Origin of the sequence: Streptomyces sp. ME19-01-6 (assembly GCF_033793745.1) — a bacterium.
Taxonomy (GTDB): domain Bacteria; phylum Actinomycetota; class Actinomycetes; order Streptomycetales; family Streptomycetaceae; genus Streptomyces.
In genome coordinates this window covers 351313-368613 of the sequence record NZ_JARAXF010000004.1, presented here as the reverse complement: position 1 = coordinate 368613, position 17301 = coordinate 351313, and the positions used below count along the sequence as shown (strand labels likewise).

18 protein-coding genes are annotated in these 17301 nt (G+C 70.2%); 6 read left to right on the top strand and 12 right to left on the bottom strand.

Annotated features, from left to right (window positions below; translation table 11 throughout):
• Positions 1-8: 8 nt before the first annotated feature.
• A complete protein-coding gene (locus tag PV419_RS11640; protein ID WP_319687893.1) occupies positions 9-419 on the bottom strand; it encodes an Imm10 family immunity protein in 411 nt (136 codons plus the stop codon).
• Positions 420-518: 99 nt separating this feature from the next.
• The gene (locus PV419_RS11635) at positions 519-1391 is read right to left on the bottom strand and encodes a helix-turn-helix transcriptional regulator (protein ID WP_319687892.1); all 873 of its coding nucleotides are present in this window, start codon (positions 1389-1391) and stop codon (positions 519-521) included.
• Positions 1392-1597: 206 nt separating this feature from the next.
• Between PV419_RS11635 and PV419_RS11630 the strand changes: the two genes are divergently transcribed.
• A complete protein-coding gene (locus PV419_RS11630; protein WP_319687891.1) occupies positions 1598-2449 on the top strand; it encodes an oxidoreductase in 852 nt (283 codons plus the stop codon).
• 117 nt (positions 2450-2566) lie between these two features.
• Here PV419_RS11630 and PV419_RS11625 read toward each other — a convergent pair whose 3' ends face one another.
• A complete protein-coding gene (locus PV419_RS11625) occupies positions 2567-3463 on the bottom strand; it encodes a virginiamycin B lyase (RefSeq protein WP_319687890.1) in 897 nt (298 codons plus the stop codon).
• A 292-nt stretch (positions 3464-3755) separates the two neighbouring features.
• Between PV419_RS11625 and PV419_RS11620 the strand changes: the two genes are divergently transcribed.
• Positions 3756-3878 carry a hypothetical protein gene (locus tag PV419_RS11620; protein WP_319687889.1) on the top strand — a complete coding sequence of 41 codons (123 nt, stop codon included), beginning with the start codon at positions 3756-3758 and terminating at the stop codon, positions 3876-3878.
• Positions 3879-3920: 42 nt separating this feature from the next.
• Here PV419_RS11620 and PV419_RS11615 read toward each other — a convergent pair whose 3' ends face one another.
• Together PV419_RS11615 and PV419_RS11610 are read right to left on the bottom strand one after the other, a co-directional pair.
• Positions 3921-4661 (bottom strand): Clp protease N-terminal domain-containing protein, encoded by a 741-nt coding sequence (locus tag PV419_RS11615; protein ID WP_319687888.1) that lies wholly within the window; start codon positions 4659-4661, stop codon positions 3921-3923.
• A gap of 60 nt (positions 4662-4721) precedes the next feature.
• Positions 4722-5273, bottom strand: a complete 552-nt coding sequence (locus PV419_RS11610; RefSeq protein WP_319687887.1) for a hypothetical protein — start codon at positions 5271-5273, stop codon at positions 4722-4724.
• A gap of 172 nt (positions 5274-5445) precedes the next feature.
• Between PV419_RS11610 and PV419_RS11605 the strand changes: the two genes are divergently transcribed.
• The gene (locus PV419_RS11605; protein WP_319687886.1) at positions 5446-6330 is read left to right on the top strand and encodes an NAD(P)-dependent oxidoreductase; all 885 of its coding nucleotides are present in this window, start codon (positions 5446-5448) and stop codon (positions 6328-6330) included.
• Positions 6331-6580: 250 nt separating this feature from the next.
• Positions 6581-7705 carry an ADP-ribosylglycohydrolase family protein gene (locus PV419_RS11600; RefSeq protein ID WP_319687885.1) on the top strand — a complete coding sequence of 375 codons (1125 nt, stop codon included), beginning with the start codon at positions 6581-6583 and terminating at the stop codon, positions 7703-7705.
• On the opposite strand, the gene PV419_RS11595 is transcribed toward PV419_RS11600, so the two are convergent.
• Complete coding sequence (locus PV419_RS11595; protein WP_319687884.1) at positions 7690-9045, bottom strand: glycosyltransferase 87 family protein; 1356 nt, start codon at positions 9043-9045, stop codon at positions 7690-7692. The genes PV419_RS11600 and PV419_RS11595 overlap by 16 nt on opposite strands.
• Before the next feature lie 263 nt (positions 9046-9308).
• On the opposite strand from PV419_RS11595, the gene PV419_RS11590 reads away from it, so the two are divergent.
• The gene (locus PV419_RS11590; protein ID WP_319687883.1) at positions 9309-9737 is read left to right on the top strand and encodes a nuclear transport factor 2 family protein; all 429 of its coding nucleotides are present in this window, start codon (positions 9309-9311) and stop codon (positions 9735-9737) included.
• A 5-nt stretch (positions 9738-9742) separates the two neighbouring features.
• On the opposite strand, the gene PV419_RS11585 is transcribed toward PV419_RS11590, so the two are convergent.
• The 4 genes from PV419_RS11585 to PV419_RS11570 all read right to left on the bottom strand — a co-directional run bounded on the left by PV419_RS11585 (position 9743) and on the right by PV419_RS11570 (position 14702).
• Positions 9743-10381, bottom strand: a complete 639-nt coding sequence (locus tag PV419_RS11585; protein ID WP_319687882.1) for a DUF7003 family protein — start codon at positions 10379-10381, stop codon at positions 9743-9745.
• 110 nt (positions 10382-10491) lie between these two features.
• Complete coding sequence (locus tag PV419_RS11580; protein ID WP_319687881.1) at positions 10492-12072, bottom strand: sodium:solute symporter family protein; 1581 nt, start codon at positions 12070-12072, stop codon at positions 10492-10494.
• A 369-nt stretch (positions 12073-12441) separates the two neighbouring features.
• A complete protein-coding gene (locus PV419_RS11575; protein WP_319687880.1) occupies positions 12442-13224 on the bottom strand; it encodes an SDR family oxidoreductase in 783 nt (260 codons plus the stop codon).
• A gap of 296 nt (positions 13225-13520) precedes the next feature.
• Positions 13521-14702 carry a PLP-dependent aminotransferase family protein gene (locus PV419_RS11570; protein WP_319687879.1) on the bottom strand — a complete coding sequence of 394 codons (1182 nt, stop codon included), beginning with the start codon at positions 14700-14702 and terminating at the stop codon, positions 13521-13523.
• Positions 14703-14841: 139 nt separating this feature from the next.
• On the opposite strand from PV419_RS11570, the gene PV419_RS11565 reads away from it, so the two are divergent.
• Complete coding sequence (locus PV419_RS11565) at positions 14842-15702, top strand: hypothetical protein (protein WP_319687878.1); 861 nt, start codon at positions 14842-14844, stop codon at positions 15700-15702.
• A 100-nt stretch (positions 15703-15802) separates the two neighbouring features.
• Here PV419_RS11565 and PV419_RS11560 read toward each other — a convergent pair whose 3' ends face one another.
• On the bottom strand, positions 15803-16012 hold the full coding sequence (locus tag PV419_RS11560; RefSeq protein WP_319687877.1) for a DUF397 domain-containing protein: 210 nt from the start codon (positions 16010-16012) through the stop codon (positions 15803-15805).
• 195 nt (positions 16013-16207) lie between these two features.
• Positions 16208-17080: a helix-turn-helix transcriptional regulator gene (locus PV419_RS11555; RefSeq protein ID WP_319687876.1), complete on the bottom strand. Its 873-nt coding sequence runs from the start codon at positions 17078-17080 to the stop codon at positions 16208-16210.
• Between the last annotated feature and the right edge of the window lie 221 nt (positions 17081-17301).

Here is a 17301-nt window from a genome sequence, read left to right as displayed (position 1 = left end):
CCGACTCGTCAGAGCACGACGCGCGCGGGCAGCGCGTCCGGGCGGCCGTATGCCAACACCCGCCGCAGGGCATCCAGGAACCGGGCGGTGTCCTCGACCGGCGCGTCGAGCATCGCCTCGATCTCCGCGTCCCCCAGCCCCAGCGCGTCCAGCACCGAAGGCTCCAGACGGACCCGGAGGACCTTGCCCTCCAGCACCGCCTCCCGCACGCACCCATACGCCGTGCCCTGGTCGGCCGTGACCACGCAGTGCGTGTCGAAACCCCAAGCCACGTCCTGCCCGTCCGGCTCCGCGGCGCCGCACATGAACAACAGGACGAAGCCGGTGCCGTCCGCGCCCTCCGAGACGCCGGCCTCGATGTAGTCGCCCTCGGCGTCCAGCTCTCCTTCGGCGGCGTGGGCCACGAATCGATACGTCATGGCGGAGTTCTACCAGCGCGCCCACAGGATAGGACGCTGCCCGTACCGCGCCTGATGGGACGCAGCCACTATGGCCGACCCTCGCGGACCGGCGGGCGTCTAATGATCTGCGTGCTGTCCGTGCGAGGTCTCGGGCTGCCGTATCCACGCGGCCAGTAGCCGAAGCGCCTCTTCGGAGCTGGAGCCTTCCTCGGCGGTGTAGACACTCAGCCGCTGGTCCGGGTCGGCGGGCAGGGTGAGGGACTCGTAATTGAGGGTGAGCGGGCCGACGATCGGGTGGTGGAAGTGTTTGCTGCCATGCGTGTGCCGATACACGTTCTGGTCGGCCCACCAGCGGCGGAAGTCCTCGTCCGTGATCGAGAGTTCGCCGACGAGTTCGGCCAGCAGTGGATCGTGGGGATGGCGTCCGGCGTCGCGCCGGAGCGAGGCGACAATGTCCTGGGCGTGGGTGTCCCAGTGGGCATACAGCGAGCGGGCGGTCTCGTCGCAGAACATGAACCGCACCAGGTTCCGCTCGCGGTGCGGCAGCGCGTCGAAGTCGGTGAGCAGCGCACGTGCCATGTGGTTGGACGCAAGTACGTCCAGTCGCCGCCCCAGCACAAGGGCGGGGGTGTGCTCGAGAATCCGGAGCAGGTCGCGCAGCCCCGGGCGGACCGGCTGCGGACGTGTCGCCGTGCGGCGGGGCCTGCCTGCGGCGGGCTTGGCGAGCTGGAACAGATGGGTGCGTTCGACGGGATCGAGGCGCAGCGCGCGGGAAATGGCGTCCAGCACGGTCTCGGAGACGTTCAGTCGGCGTCCGCGTTCCAGGCGTACGTAGTAGTCGACGCTCACGCCCGCCAGTTGCGCGATCTCTTCGCGGCGCAGTCCTGGCACTCGCCGAGAGCCGCCGTCGTCGGACAGGCCCGCCTGGCGCGGGGTGATCCGCGCCCGCCGAGAGCGGAGGAACTCACCGAGAGCTGCGTTGCGGTCCATGCCGTTCACGATAGGGCCCCAGATCGCCCCGACGGCCCGTGAAAGGGGGACTGGCAGTCCCCCGGTCCGGCTGTCCCCGGGGCGAAGCGGGCCCCCCGGAAGTCGGTCAGCAGCCGATTCCGGTGCTGAAGTGGAACGTGTCGAGACCGACCGGGGCTCTCACCGCCCCGGTCGGCCTCTGTTGGCATCGTACGAAGGGAACTCCTGTGTCGGACACCAAGACATTCCTGATCACCGGCGTCAGCACCGGCCTGGGCCGCGCACTCGGGTGCGCGGCGTTGGCCGCGGGCCACCGGGTGGTGGGCACGGTGCGCACGCCCGCCGACGCACGGGCCTTTGAGGCGCTCGCCGGCGACGCGCACGCCCGCATCCTGGACGTGACCGACCATGACGCGGTGGACACGGTCGTGGACGAGACCGAGCGCGACCTGGGCCCGGTCGACGTACTCGTCGCCAACGCCGGGTACGGCCATGATGGCCTCTTCGAGGAGTCGTCGATGGATGACCTTCGCCGTCAGTTCGAGGTGAACGTCTACGGAACCGTGGCGGTGATCAAGGCCGTGCTGCCGCACATGCGGGAGCGCCGTTCGGGCCACATCATCGCCGTCACCTCGATGGGCGGGCTGATCACCATGCCGGGCCTCAGCTTCTACCACGGCAGCAAGTTCGCGGTGGAGGGCATCCTCGAAACGCTCGGCAAGGAGGTCGCCGATTTCGGCATCCATGTCACCGCCGTCGAGCCGGGCAGTTTCCGGACCGACTGGGCCGGCCGCTCGATGATCCGCGCACCCCGTGTGATCGCCGACTACGACGAGCTGTTCGAGCCGCTGCGCGCCCGGCGCATCCACGGCAGCGGGCGCCAGCCGGGCGACCCGGACAAGGCCGCGGCCGCGGTGCTGCGAATCGTGGCGGCCGACCAGCCGCCGACGCGCCTGCTCCTCGGCACCGACGCGCTTCGGCTCGTCCAGGCCGGACGCGACGCCTTCGAGCGCGACATGCTGGCATGGGCCGAGCTGTCGGCCTCCACCGACTTCGACGACGTCAGCCGGTTCGCCTGACGTCATTCGCTGTCGGGCCCCCAGCGCGGGGCCTCGACGGCGGCCGTCATCACCAAGCCGGCGTCTGGGGCCCGTGGACAGGCCGATCGCCGTGTGGGACGGACTGCCCGCCCGGGGCTACGGCGTCAGCCGTGCGACCGCGCCCGTCTCAAGAGCCGCCCAGAGCGCACCGTCGGGGCCCACCGCGATGCCGTGTGGTTCGGACGACGGTGACGGCAGGTCGTATTCCGCGATTTCGCCGGTCGCGGTGATGTGACCGAGGCGATTGGCTCCCCACTCGGTGAACCAGCAGTCCCCGGCGGAGGCCGCGACGACGGCGTGGGGTTTGGCCGTGCGGTCGGGAAGCGGGAACTCCTCGATTTCGCCGCCGTCCACCGAGATCCTGCCGATCTGGCCCGCCGCGATCTCGACGAACCACAAGGCGGTGCCGTCAGTGGTGATGCCCACGGGCGCGGCGCCGGGGGTGGGCAGGGGGTGCAGGGTGATGTCGCCGTCGACGGTGATGCGGCCGATCGCGTTCGCCTGGTTGAGCGTGAACCAGAGGGCTCCGTCAGGGCCTGCGGTGATCGCTGAGGGGAAGGCGCCCGCTACGGGAAGGGCGAACTCGGTGATCTCTCCCTTGCCGGTGGCGCGGCCGATGCGGTCGGTGTTCATCTGTGTGAACCACATCGCGCCGTCCGGACCGGCGGTGATACCGAAGGGTGCGCTGTCGGGTGTCGGGATGCGAAAGGCTTCGGTTTCGCCGTCGACCGTGATGCGGCCGATTCGGTGGTCCTGGGACCGGGTGAACCACAGTGCGCCGTCGGGCCCGGGAGCGATGATCATGGGACGGCACTGGGGCGAGTCCAGGGGATATTCCGTGAGTTCGCCATCGAGGGTGAGGCGCGCGATGCGACCGCTGTGGACGAAGGTGATCCACAGGGCACCGTCAGGGCCGGCCGCGATGCCGTAGGGGCCGGCTTCCTTGTCCGTCACGGGAATCTCTCTGATGACAGGGGCCTCAGAAGGCAGCACAGCAACTCCTTTCGCAGCACCGCACCTTGCCGTGCGTCAGGCGATGGACGCAACTGCTTTCTCAGCGCACCGCGTAGTCGGCCAAGGACGCCTCCAGCAGGCCGAAGACCTGGCGGGCCGAGCGGGTCGCGGAGGCGGCGATCTCCTGGTTGCCGCGGCCCGCCAGGCCGATCACGGCGTCGTGGCGCTCGACGGCGGCCAGGTACTCGGTCGTGGTAGTCGAGGGCGAGGTCTTCCTTGCGCGGGAAGTAGTTGGTGACGGTCATCTTCGCCACCTGGTGGACTTCACCCAATGGAAGGCCGCTATGACGAACGGCAGGTCTGGCCCACCGAGGAGTACCACCTGGTTCGCTCCGACGTCGAGGTCACGTTCCCCGAGGACGACCTGTTCAGCGGCTGCGCGCCCAGCCGCTGAACATGCCGATCTCCGGGCCCGGCGCTTCGTGAAGTGGTGAGGTCAGTCCTGGGACTGGGCCTTCAGTACTTCGGCCAGCGCCTTGGCGATGTTCGCCTCGGCGGCCGCCTTGTCGATGCCGAGGCCGGCCAGGACGCCCGAGCCGTCCTCGTGCTCCAGGAGGGCAAGCAGGATGTGCTCGGTGCCGATGTAGTTGTGGCCGAGCCGCAGGGCCTCGCGGAAGGTGAGCTCCAGGACCTTGCGGGAGGCCGCGTCGTACGGGATGAGGTCGGGGACCTCGTCGGCCGCGGGTGGCAGGGCCGCGGTGGCGGCCTGGCGGACGGTGTCCAGGAGCACGTCCTGGGCGGTGATCGCCTTGGCGGCGAGGCCTTCGGGCTCGACGAGGAGGCCGAGCAGCAGGTGTTCGGGGCGGATGTCGGAGTTGCGGGCAGCCTGGGCCTCGTTCATCGCGGCCATGATGACGTTCTTGGCCCGGGGGGTGTAGCGGCCGAAGCCCTGGTTGGGGTCGAGGGCGGACAGCTCGCCCGGGTCCTTGGGGACGAACCGCTTCTGGGCCGCCTGCCGGGTGACGCCCATGCTCGTGCCGATCTCGCTCCAGGAGGCGCCCGAGCGGCGCGCCTGGTCGACGAAGTGGCCGATCAGGTGGTCGGCCACGTCACCGAGGTGGTCCGCGGCGATGACCGCGTCGGAGAGCTGGTCGAGGGGCTGGGGGTGGACCTTCTTGATGGCCTCGATCAGGTCGTCGAGGCGGACGGCGGCCGTCGGGCCGACTGGATTCGTCATGAGGCAACCCTAGGTTGACACCCCGAGGAGTGTCAACCGAAGGTTGACAGTGCCGTCGGGCTACTCCTCGAAGTCCTGGTAGCCGTACGCGGCGAGGCGATTCCCGGTCAGGAGTACGGCTTCGACGTCCGGCCCCACGGTCTCGCCGATGAGCGAGGGCACGGGGATGCGGTCCCAGTCGACCGAGACCTTGACCGTGTCGCCGAGGTCGTCCGCGAACATCCGGTCGGCGAGGTTGTCCTGGTCGTCTTCTTCCTCGTCCTCGAAGTCGTCGTCATCCTCGAAGTCGTCGTCTTCGTCTTCCTCGTCGCCTCGGAAGTCGTAGCCGACCGGTTCGCCCGGGCCCGCGAAGGTGATGTCCGGATAGCCCTTGACGGAGATGGTGATGAAGGGGTGGAGGTCTATCGACTCCGTCAGTTCCCCCTGCTGGTAGACGTCCAGCGTCAGGCGTGCGCCGTACCGGCACAGCAGGTACAGGCTGATCCCTTCGGTGAGTTCCGACGCCAGGTCGCGCTTCACCTCGTCCAGGGTGGCGCTGATGAAATGGGCGTCCTTGCGGGCTCCGCCCGGGTCCACTCCGAAGGCCAGATCATAGAAACTCTCATCGAACATGCGGGTCAACGTAGCGGGTGGCCGTGTTCTCGCATACCTGGGGGTAAGTACGCACTTTTTTGTGGGTACTTGAGTTTGGGCCCAGCGGATAACAGGATCGATGAGAGCCCGGCGCGCGCGGGGGATTTGTCACGGACTCGAAAGCAAGAAACAAGAAATAGGTGGTGCTGTCATGGCAGGCGAAAATCGTACGCCGGTGACGGTCATCGGTCTTGGCGCGATGGGCCAGGCGCTGGCCGGGGCATTCTTGGCGGCCGGCCATCCCACGACCGTATGGAACCGCTCCGCTCACAAGGCCGACGCCCTCGTCGCCCGCGGTGCGGTGCGGGCGAAGACGCCCGCCGAGGCGGTGGTGGCGGGGGAGCTGGTGGTGGTGTGCGTCGTGGACTACGAGGCGAGTCAGGCGATCCTCGGGCCGCTGCGGGCGGAGCTGGCGGGCCGGGCGCTGGTCAACCTCACCTCGGACACCCCCGAGCGGGCCCGTGAGGCCGCCGCGTGGGCGGCGGAGCACGGCGTCGACTACCTCGACGGGGCGATCATGGTGCCGACCCCGGTCATCGGCTCGCCGCAGGCGCTGCTCTTCTACAGCGGGTCGCGGGCGGTGTTCGAGGCGCATGAGGCGACGCTGAAGGCGCTGGGCGGCAACAGCCGGTATCTCGGCGCGGACCATGGGGTCGCGCCGCTGTACGATCTGGCCCTGCTCAATGTCTTCTATTCCAGCATGGCCGCCATGGTGCATTCGCTCGCGATGGTGGGCGCCGACAAGGTGACGGCGAACGAATTCCTGCCGTACATCAAGGAGTTCTTCGCCCTGTTGCCCGCAATGGCGGATCAGGTGGCGGACGGTGTCGACACCAACAGCTATCCGGGGGATCTGGGCAATCTGGGGATGGAGGCGGTCGGCGTCGATCACATTCTGGAGGCGAGCGAGAGCCGGGGCCTGGACTCCGGGCCGCTCGCGGCCGTGCGGGACCTGATGGGGCGCGCGATCGCGGACGGGCGTGGTGGTGACGGCTTCGCGAGCGTCATCGAGGTCATCAGGAAGCCGGTCGGCTAGCACCACGCCGGCCCCATCGCCGCACGGCCCGAGGAGGCCGGGCCCGGAAGTCCGGGCCCGGCCTCTTTCGTGTGCTGCGATCGTGTGCTGCGACCCTGTGCTTCGACGGATTTGGAATGAGGCGCTCCGTGGTGCCCTCCGTGTTGACGCCTTCACAATCATCGGCGGGCTGAAGGCGATCATTCGGTGTCTATTACAGTGCGAAGGCAGTCCTCTGGCCGTGCGTGCATCGAGGGAAAGGGGCGAGGTCGTGACGGCAACCACCAGTGCGGCGACCGGCGTATGGGGCCGCGCCGAGCAGCAGGACTTCCGCAGCCGGGTGCGCGGCTGTCTGCTCGGCGGTGCGATCGGGGACGCCCTGGGCGCGGCGGTCGAGTTCTCCTCGCTCGCCGACATCCGCGCGGAGCACGGCCTGGAGGGCGTCACGGACTTCGTCCCGGCGTACGGGCGGCGCGGCCGCATCACCGACGACACCCAGATGACGCTCTTCACCGTCGACGGGCTGATACGCGCGCAGGTACGGCGCGACACCGGCGCCTGGCACCCGCCGACCGACATCCACGCCGCGCACCGCCGCTGGTACGCCACCCAGCGCGACTGGGGGCCCGACGAGCGGCGGGAGGACGCGGGCTGGCTGGCCCGCGAGGAGTGGCTGTACGCCCAGCGGGCACCCGGCCGGGCCTGTCTGACCGGGCTGGCGGACGAGACCATGGGCACCCTGGACAGCCCCAAGAACCCCGACTCCAAGGGGTGCGGCGCGGTCATGCGCTCGGCGCCCTTCGGGCTGCTGGTGGGCTGGGAGCCGCAGCTGGTGTTCCAGCTGGCCATCGAGTGCGCGGCGCAGACCCACGGGCACCCCACCGGCTATCTGTCCGCCGGGGCCTTCGCCCTGATCGTGCACGGGCTCGCGCGCGGCGACGCGCTGGACGGGGCGGTGCAGCGGGCGCTGGCCCATCTGGCCACCCGTCCCGGCCACGAGGAGACCACCGACGCGCTGCGGTACGCGCTCGGCGCCGTACGGCAGGGGCTGCCCACGCCCGAGCGGGTGGCGTCCCTGGGGGAGGGCTGGACCGGCGACGAGGCCCTGGCCATCGGGCTGTACTGCGCGCTGGTCGCCGAGGACGTGTACCACGGCCTGCTGCTCGCCGTGAACCACGGCGGGGACAGCGACTCCACGGCGGCGGTGTGCGGCAACCTCCTGGGCACGCTGCACGGCGAGACCGCGCTGCCCCCCGCGTGGCTGGCGGAGCTGGAGGGGCGCGGCACGATCCTGGAGCTGGCCGACGACTTCGCGATGGAGATGACGCAGGGCCCGGCCCTGCACGGCCCGGCGACCTCCGCCCCCGCCTGGCTGGCCCGCTACCCCCGCGCGTAGCTCGGCTCGGTGCGCCGCGGGGCGCGGCCGTCGGGGATGTGCGGGCGCCGGGTGCGCAGGGCCCGTATGGTCAGCAGCCCGGCGACGGCGAGGAAGACCACGCCGATGATCGGGTAGACCGCGGTGAGCAGCATCTGGCCGGGGTTCTGGTGCAGCTCCACGCGCTGCGGCAGGTCGTGTGGCACGTACCACATCATGAACGAGCAGAACAGCAGGGCGGTCACCGCCGTGAGCCACCTCCACCGCGCGGTGCGGCGGCGCAGCGCCTCCGCGCCCAGCAGCAGCACCATGGGCACCGCCCACACCCAGTGGTGGGACCAGGAGATCGGGCTGATCATGAGGGCGGTCACGCCGCAGGCGACGGCCGCCCACGCCCGGTTGCCGGGCAGCCGGCCCTCGGCGAGCTGGGCGGCGACCGCGGTGGCCAGGCCCGCGCAGGCGAACAGGGCGGCCGCGGCGAGCCACCACAGGCCCGGGTCGGAGGTGTGCAGAAGGCGGGCGAGGACGCCGCGCAGGTTCTGGTTGCCCGCGCCCTCGACATCGCCCGGCCGGTCGGTCGCGAACAGGATCTCGGTCCAGTAGCGGTGTGAGTCGTGCGGCAGGGCCAGGCCGGACAGGGCGACGGTGGTGACGAACGCCCCGGTGGCCACGGCCGCGCGGCGCAGGTGCTCGTTCCGGAACCGGCCCTCGGACCGCAGCCGCCGCACCCCCTCGATCAGCCCGGCCAGTGCGAGGAAGACCACGAAGAGCGCCGGGGTGATCTTGATGCTCGCCGCGATGCCCGTGCCCACGCCGGCCCAGCGGTAGCCGCGGCGGCCGGCCCGCCGGGTCAGGTCCCACAGCACCAGGACGGTGACCAGCAGGTTGATCTGCCCGTAGCGCAGCGTCGTCCACACCGGCTCGCACCACACACCGACCGCGGCCAGGGACAGCGCGGCCGCCGGCCGGGGCACCACGCGCGGGCGGCCGATCAGGCGCAGCGCCAGGTGGACGAGCGCGACCATCAGGGCGAGGTTGAACGCCGTCGCCAGCGTCCGCATGAGCCCGGTGCTCAGGAAGGTCAGCGGGGTGAAGAGGAGTGAGGCGAACGGGGGGTAGGTGTTGGGCAGGTTGTGCACGGTGGCCCGCATGTCGTACAGGTCCATCGCGTTGCGCACGGACCAGCCCTCGGCGCGGTAGACCATCAGGTCGGCCATGGACACATGGGCGGCGCGCTGTGCGATCCAGAAGCCGGTGAAGGACAGCAGGCAGAACGCCGCCGCGAAGAGCGTGGGGCGGCGGAGGAAGGCGGCGCGCACCGCGCGCACACGGGATTCGGTGATCGTCGGTTTCACGGTCACGGGGAAGAGCTCCAGGTCCACGGTGCGGCGACGGACGGCAAGGTCGAGACGGACGACACGGACGACACGGACGGCCGACGATAGTACGCATGAGCGATACGTACGGAAGAGGGGCACGGACGGGGCTCGGTTCCCATCCCCGCGCCACATGTCCCAGCCGTCACCCGTCGCGCCCATTACCTCGCGGGTAATCGACGTCTCTTTCGGGCCGCGCGAGCATCGTGCACAGCACCGGACAGCACAAGCATCGGGAGAGTACCGGCATGACCGCCACCACCACGACCACCGAGCGCACCCGCGCCACCGTTCAGGAGTTTCTGGCCCGGATGGCGGCCGGCGATCTGCCCGGCCTCGGCGAGCTGTTCGCCGAGCGCGTCGACTGGCTGATCGCCGAGAACCCGGACGTCCCGTGGATCCGCCCCCGCGCGACCCGCGCCGACGCCGTCGCCCACTTCCGCGAGCTGGCGGAGGGCGTGGCCCCGGACCCGGACGGAAACACGATCGATGTCATCGTGGTGGAAGAAGCCGAGGCGATGGTGACGGGGACCCTGGCCGGCACCGTACGCGCCACGGGCAAGCGCTACCGGTCTCCCTTCGCGGTGCGGGTGACCGTCGAGGACGGGCTGATCACCCGCTATCGCGTCTACGAGGACAGCCGTATGTTCGCCGCCGCCTGCACACCGGACGCCTGAGCGGCTCACATCCAGCCGGACTCGGGCCAGTTCGACCAGTGCGTGTTGGGCTTGAGGGTGGGGCGGTAGCGGGCCGGGTCGCCGGTGGCCAGGACCTCGGCGATCTGCCGGTATGTCTCGCTCTCGCTGGGCGGCTCCTCACACACGTCCTCCGGCTGGTGCCACTCCTCCAGCCGCAGCAGCTCCGGCAGATCAGCCGGTATGCGGGCGCGCAGCTCGGCCTCGTCGGCCAGCAGCAGGTCACGATGGGCCGGGACGAGCGCGCGGCAGGCATCCCACATGCGCACGCCGGGCTCCACGGCCACCTCGAGGGCCCGGCCGCGCACGATCAGGGGAATGCCCGCGTAATTCCACTCGCCGTCGTGCACCTCGTCCATGTTGTCGAGCCGCTGGAGGAAGTCCTCGTCGAGCAGGCCGGGCTCGCCGACGGTGAGGCAGTTGCCGTAGACGTGGCGCTTGTCGATCAGGTTTCCGGCCCGCGGGTTGTAGCCGACGGCCTCGACGATCAGGGCCCAGCGCTCCTCGTCGCGATACAGCCGCATGCGCGCGTCGACCGCGTAGTAGTAGACGTGGCCGAGATCGGGGAAGTCGAAATCGGCGGCGGATGCGTCGAACTGGGCCAGGATGACCTCGGTGCTGTCCATACGGTCGACTGTAGGTCCGGGCACTGTCATGGGCCCTGGTGGTGGGCGGGCGAGAGGACACCTGCGGGGCGGGAGGTGCTCCCGCCCCGCAGGTGCCTGTCCGCCGCGGGTCAGTCCAACGCGCCGGCGACCGAGCTCCGGTCGGTCGCGCCCTGCTTCGGCACCGACAGCGCGGCACTCGCCGAACCCGGCCCGTCGTCATCCGAGTTGAGCGAGTCCAGGATGGCGTCGCGCTCCGGTGTGTCCTCCGGCTTGATGTAGCCGATCACGATGTAGAGCACGAGCGAGACCGCGAGCGGGATGGAGACCTGGTACTCCAGGTTCACGCCGCCGTCGATGGAGTCGTTGATCGGGTAGTTGACCAAGTAGAAGGCGAACAGCCCCAGCCCCCAGCTGACCAGTGCCGCCGTCGGACCCGACTTGCGGAACGGGCGCAGCAGCCCGAGCATCAGCGGGATCGCGATCGGGCCCATGAGCCCGGCGACCCACTTGATCACCACGGTGATGATGTCCCCGAAGAAGGACGAGTTGACCTGGGTGGCGATGGCCATGGACAGGCCGAGGAAGAGCAGGGTGGTCCAGCGCGCGGCGATCAGTCCGGCCCGGGTGTCCCAGGCCCGGACCCGCCGGGAGACCGCGGGCATGATGTCGCGGGTGACGACCGCGGCGATCGCGTTGGCGTCGGAGGAGCACATGGCCATGGTGTGGGAGAAGAAGCCGACGATGATCAGGCCGAGCAGGCCGTGTGGCATCAGGTGCTCTGCCATCAGCGCGTAGGAGTCCGCGGAGGTGTGGCCCTTCGGGATGTCGATGACCAGCGGGGCGACCCACATCGGGAAGAAGAGGACCAGCGGCCAGAAGAACCACAGAAGGGCCGAGAGCCGGGCCGAGCGCTCGGCCGAGCCGGCGCTGTCGGTGGCCATGTAGCGCTGAGCCTGGTTCCACATGCCGCCGTTGTACTCAAAGGTCTTGATGAACAGATAGGCGAGCAGGAAGGTCAGCGTGTACTTGTCGACGGTCGGGTGGTGATGGGTGGCGGGCAGGTCGTCCCAGACGTTCCACAGCGTGCTGATGCCGCTCAGGTCGTGGAGCACCGCGATCAGCATCGCGACGCCGGCGACCAGCTGAATGACGAACTGGCCCAGTTCGGTCAGCGCGTCGGCCCACAGCCCGCCGACCGTGCAGTAGACGGCGGTGACGGCGCCCGTGATCAGGATGCCCTGGTTGAGGGAGACGCCGGTGAAGAAGGACAGCAGGGTCGCGATGGCGGCCCACTTGGCCCCCACGTCGACGATCTTCAGCAGCACACCCGACCAGGCCAGCGCCTGCTGGGTGGAGAGGTTGTAGCGGCTCTTGAGGTATTCGAGCGGCGAGGCCACGCGCAGCTTGCTGCGCACCCGGTTGAGCCGGGGCGCGAAGAGCTTGGAGCCGAGGGCGACGCCGATGGCGATCGGGAATGACCAGGTGACGTAGGAAGTGATGCCGTAGTCATAGGCGATGGCCGCGTACGCGGTGAACATCACGGCGCTGTAGCCGGACATGTGGTGGGAGATGCCGGAGAGCCACCACGGCATCTTGCCGCCCGCGGTGAAGAAGTCGCTGACGTTGTCCACACGTTTGTGGGACCACAGACCGATCGCGACCATGATGCCGAAGTAGCCGATGACCACGGCCCAGTCGAGACTGTTCATGCCCCCTCCAGGGGTCCGTCTTATGAACAGGACCGCACTTCGCCGCGACGTTCGTCATGGGCGGATTCCCCCGAGCGGGAGCGGGGTACTTCCGGGATTGAACCGCTTGTTCAGGCGGCCGGTCAAGAGATTTCCGGTCACGAATGTGAACATAAATCAGACCTCAGAACGATTTTGCCCTTTCTTGACCCACTCAACAGTTGTCGTGAACGCGCCCGCGAACCCACGATGAGCGGGCACTTCGCCAGACGCACGATCACGCTCGACCGCACCAACGGACGGGCCGTACGGGAGCGGGATCCCGTCAGGCCGGAGAAGGAGGGCGCAACCCCCGTGCAGCCCCTGCAACCCCTCTGCGCAACCCCCGCGTCACCGCATCAGTTCACCGGCGTTGACCAGCAATGACTGGCCGGTGATCGCCCGTGCCCGGTCGGAGGCCAGAAACACCGCGGCCTCCGCCACATCTCCGTCCGTCGCCAGCTCGGGCAGCGCCATCCGGTCGGTGAGCCGGGCCCGCACCTCGGCTTCCGGCACCCCCTCGGAGTGCGCGGCGAACGTGACGTACGCCTGCACCGGCGGCCCCCACATCCAGCCGGGCTGCACGGTGTTCACCCGGATCCGGTGCGGGCCCAGCTCGCGCGCGAGCGAGTACATCGCCGAGACGAGCGCGCCCTTGGAGGCGGCATACGCGGCCTGGCGCACCTGGGTGGGCGCGGCGACCGACGACTGCGTGCCGATCATCACCACCGAGCCGCCGCGCCGCTTGAGCGCGGGCAGGCAGGCCCGGGTCATGCGGAGCGTCCCGAACAGGTTGGTGTCCACGACCTGGCTCCAGGAGGCGAAGTCGGCGTCCTCCAGGCCGCCCATGTGGCTGTCCAGCGCCGCCACATGGATGACGGCGTCGATTCCGCCGAAGCGCTCGACCGCGAGCGCGGCAAGGGCCCCGCACTGCCGCTCGTCCGCGATGTCGGTCGCGCGCCACGCGGTGTGGCCGCCCTCGGGGTCGGCCTCGGCGGCGGCCTTCGCCAACCGGTCCTCCGTACGGGCCCCGAGCACGGCGTTGCCGCCGTCCCGCACACACGCCGCCGCGACCCGCAGGCCGAGGCCGGGGCCGACCCCCGAGACGATGACGGTCTTGTCGCGCAGCGGCATGGGATGCCTCCCCGGGTGATCGCGGTGACCCGACAGTCCCGACCTGACGAGGTGTCAGGTCAGGAGCCGCGTCAGGCTAGGGCGCGCGCGCCGAGAAGGCCATACCCACGCGTCGGCGGTGTCTCTTCCCCCACCCCTTCCCGGCGGCATCGATATGCGGCTCCGCCGCGCGGGGGGCTCCGCCCCCGGACCCCGGGCGCCGCGCCGAAACCGGGCTCCGCCCAGCCGCCCGAGGCACCCCGCCGAACCCCCGGAGGCCAGGGCTGCGCTCATGGGGCAGGCGCGGCGTACGCCGACTAGCGCAGCGCCTTCGCCAGCCGCCGCAGCCCCTCCCCGATCTCCTCCGGCGTGTGCGTCACGAACGACAGCCGCATCGCCGCCGGGTCCGGCACGCCCGCGAAGAACGGCGCCCCCGGCACGTACGCCACATCGTGCTCGACCGCCACCCGCAGCCGCTGCGTCGCGTCGTACCCCTCGGGCAGCGACGCCCAGACGAACATGCCGCCGTCGGGGCGGTTCCAGCGCGAGCCCTCGGGCAGGGCCTCGCCGAGGCCCGCCAGCAGCGCGTCCCGCCGCTCGCGGTAGGCGTCGCGGACGCGGGCGAGGTGGGCGTCCAGGTCGGCGTCGGCCAGATAGCGCGCGGCGGCCATCTGGGTGACCGTCGGGGTGTGCAGATCGGCGGCCTGTTTGGCGATGACGCAGGCGCGGCGGAGCGCCGCGGGGGCGCGCAGCCAGCCGAGCCGCAGCCCCGGCGCCATGATCTTGGAGTAGCTGCCCAGCAGCACGGTGCGGTCGGCGGCCTCCGGGCGGCTCGCGATCCACGGCACCGGCTCGCCCGCGAAGCGCAGCTCCCCGTACGGGTCGTCCTCGACGATCCACAGCCCGCGCCGTTCCGCGACCTCGGCCACCGCGCGGCGGCGCTCGGCGGGCAGGGTGCGCCCGGTGGGGTTCTGGAAGGTCGGGATGGTGTAGAGCAGCTTCGGCCGCTCCCGCTCGACCAGCGCGTCGAGCGCGGCCGGATCCAGGCCGTCCTCGTCGCTCGGCACGGACACGATCCGTGCGCCCGCGAAGGAGAAGCACTGCAGCGCGGCCAGGTAGGTGGGGTCCTCGACCGCGACCACGTCGCCCGGCTCCAGCAGCGCCGTCGCCAGCAGGGTCAGCGCCTGCTGCGAGCCGCTGGTGATGAGCAGCGCGTCGGGGTCGGTGGGCAGCCCGCGCGCGGTGAGGCGGCCCGCGGTGGCGGCGCGCAGCGCGGGGTCGCCCTCGGTCGTCGAGTACTGCAGGGCCTCGCGCGGGGCCTCGGCGAGGACCCGGTCGAAGGCCGCCCGTATCGCCTCCGCGTCGAAGAGCTCGGCCGCCGGCAGCCCGCCGGCGAAGGAGATCACCTCGGGGCGCGCGGTGAGCGCGAGGATGTCGCGTACCGGGGAGCCGGCGACCGAGGCGGCGCGGGAGGCGAGGTCGGGGAGGTCGGCACGCATGGGGCTCCTTCGCGGGGTACGGACGCCGGCACGGATGGTTCCGCTGTCGTCCGCAGCCTAGAGAGATCGGTGCACCAGGCAAGCGCTTTGTCCGCGATACGGTCGCGACTCTCCACATCTGACGTTACGTCAGCTACACATGGAGGACATGAGCAGTGACTCGAGTGAGGACACGCGCGCCGAGGCGTACGCGGAACTGGCCTCCGTCGGCCCGTACGGAGTGCGCCCGGGCCACGCCCTGATCACCATGGTCGAGCCGCACCCCGGTCACGAATACGCCTACAACCGCTGGTACGAGGACGACCACTTCATCGCCGGCGCGATGGCCATGCCCTGGATCTTCGCGGGCCGCCGCTGGGTCGCCACCCGCGAACTGCGGCAGCTGCGCTACCCGGAGAAGTCCGCGGTCGCCCAGCCGGTCACCGCGGGCTGCTACATCACGGTCTACTGGCTCACCGAGGGGCGCTACGCGGAACACATGAAGTGGACCGTCGGCATCAACAAGCGGCTCAACCGGGACGGCCGCGTCTACCAGGACCGTACGCACGTCTTCACGGCGTTCCAGGACCATGAGGCGACCGTCTACCGGGACGGCGCGGCGGGCCCCCGCGACTTCCACGCCCTCGACCACCCCTACGCCGGGCTGGTCGTCGAGGTCGTGGACGCCGAAGGCCCCGAGCGCCGCGCCGGGCTTCTGGAGTGGCTCCGGGCCAGACATCTGCCGAAGCGGCTGGCGGGCTCGCCCGCGGCGATGGTCACCGTCTTCCGGCCGACGCCGCTGCCGCTGGACCGGATGTCGTATGTGAAGCAGGTGGAGGGTGTGGATACGCGGCTGACGCTGCTGTGGTTCCTGCAGCGGGATCCGCGCGAGTGCTGGGAGGGGCATTTCACCGGGCTTGACGAGGACGTGGCCCGCTCGGGCCTCGGCCGCGTCGAATTGGTCGCGCCGTTCATCCCGACGGTCCCCGGGACCGACCGCTACGTCGACGAGCTGCGATGAGGCCGCGCGCCCTCGACCTCGTCGAGGCGGCGGCGAGCCCTCTCGGCAGGGACGGCGGCCGGACGAGAGGGCTCGGTGCCCGAAGGGCGGGTGGCGGAGATCAGCCGAGGTCGAAGGCCCCGCGGCGGACGTCGGAGACGAAGGTCGACCACGGTCCCGGAGCGAAGCTGAGGGTCGGACCGTGCGGGTCCTTGGAGTCGCGTACGGCCACCTCGTCGACGACGGGGGAGGCGATCTCCACGCAGGCGCCATTTCCCGCCGAGTACGAGGATTTCACCCACATACTCGTCTTTCCTTGCTGAATGGACACTTTTGCTCCGATACGTATTGTTGATGAGATGCACCCCGTTTGGAGGCGAGACCGACGTTACTCGTCAACATCGTCGGGAAAGCCCGTCGTTCACTCGACCGGATGGCATATTCCATTGGCCCCTTCCGCGCCGGAGCACGGAGGTGTAGGGTCCGGTCTTTTGGTGTCCACTCAGCGTGCGGTTCAGCTCACGGTTCAGCCCTCATCGTGTCGGCGCGCGTGGTCCCGCGCCACGTCCGTGATGAACTGACGGCTCTGCTCGACGTTCAGCGCCTGGGCCCGCAGATGCTCGTACATCATGCTGTAGCTCTGCACATCGGTGTGCTTCTCCAGATACAGGTCGCTGGTCACGCCCTCGAGGTAGACGACGCTGGTGTCCGACTCGTCCGAGAACTCGAGGATGGTGAACTGCCCGCTCATCCCCGGGTGGGAACCCATCCCGAACGGAAGCGCCTGCACGGTCACATGCGGCTCGTGGCTCATCCGCACCAGATAGTCCAGCTGATCACTCATGACCTTCGGGCTGCCGACCACCCGGCGCATCGCCGCCTCATCCACGACCGCCCACAGCCGCAGCGGCGCGACCGGTTCGGTGATCCGCTCCTGCCGCCTGAGACGGACCTGGACCCGCTGGGCGATCTGCTCCTGCGGGGCCTCCGGCAGCGCGCCGCTGATCACCGCCTCGGCGTACTCCGGGGTCTGCAACAGACCCGGGAGCACTTGCGGTTCATAGACCCGCAGCGAGGCCGCGTCCGTCTCGAATCCGATGTAGACGCTGTACGGGACGTCGCCGAAGGCGTTCCACCAGCCCTGCTGGCGCGACTCCTTGGCCATTTGCATAAGGGAATCGACCAGTGCCTTGTCCTCGACCTTGTAGGTGCGGCACAGGTCGCGTACGTCGCGCTGGCTGATGCTGCGGCGGCCGTTCTCCAGTCTGCTGATCTTCGACTGGGAGACCATCAGCTCCTCGGCCACCTCCTCCGCCGTCATCCCCTTCTCCTGGCGGAGCCTGCGGAGTTCCTGGCCCAATCGGCGTCGCCTGACGGTGGGGCCGACGTTCGATGTCACGGGACGTGCACCTCCGGCTTCGTACTGCTGATTCATGCTGTTCAGCAGCCTGCCACTACCGGTCGGCGCCGCGCTGGGAAATGGCCGCACAGGGTGCCTCTCGGGGCACACCCGACGCGCGCGGCCGGGGCCTGTGAACCATGCGGTCCACGCGGTCCACGCGGTCCCGCAGGGCGCCGGGGCGGCCGCCCGGGGCGCGGAAGAACGAGCGCGCGGGGCGG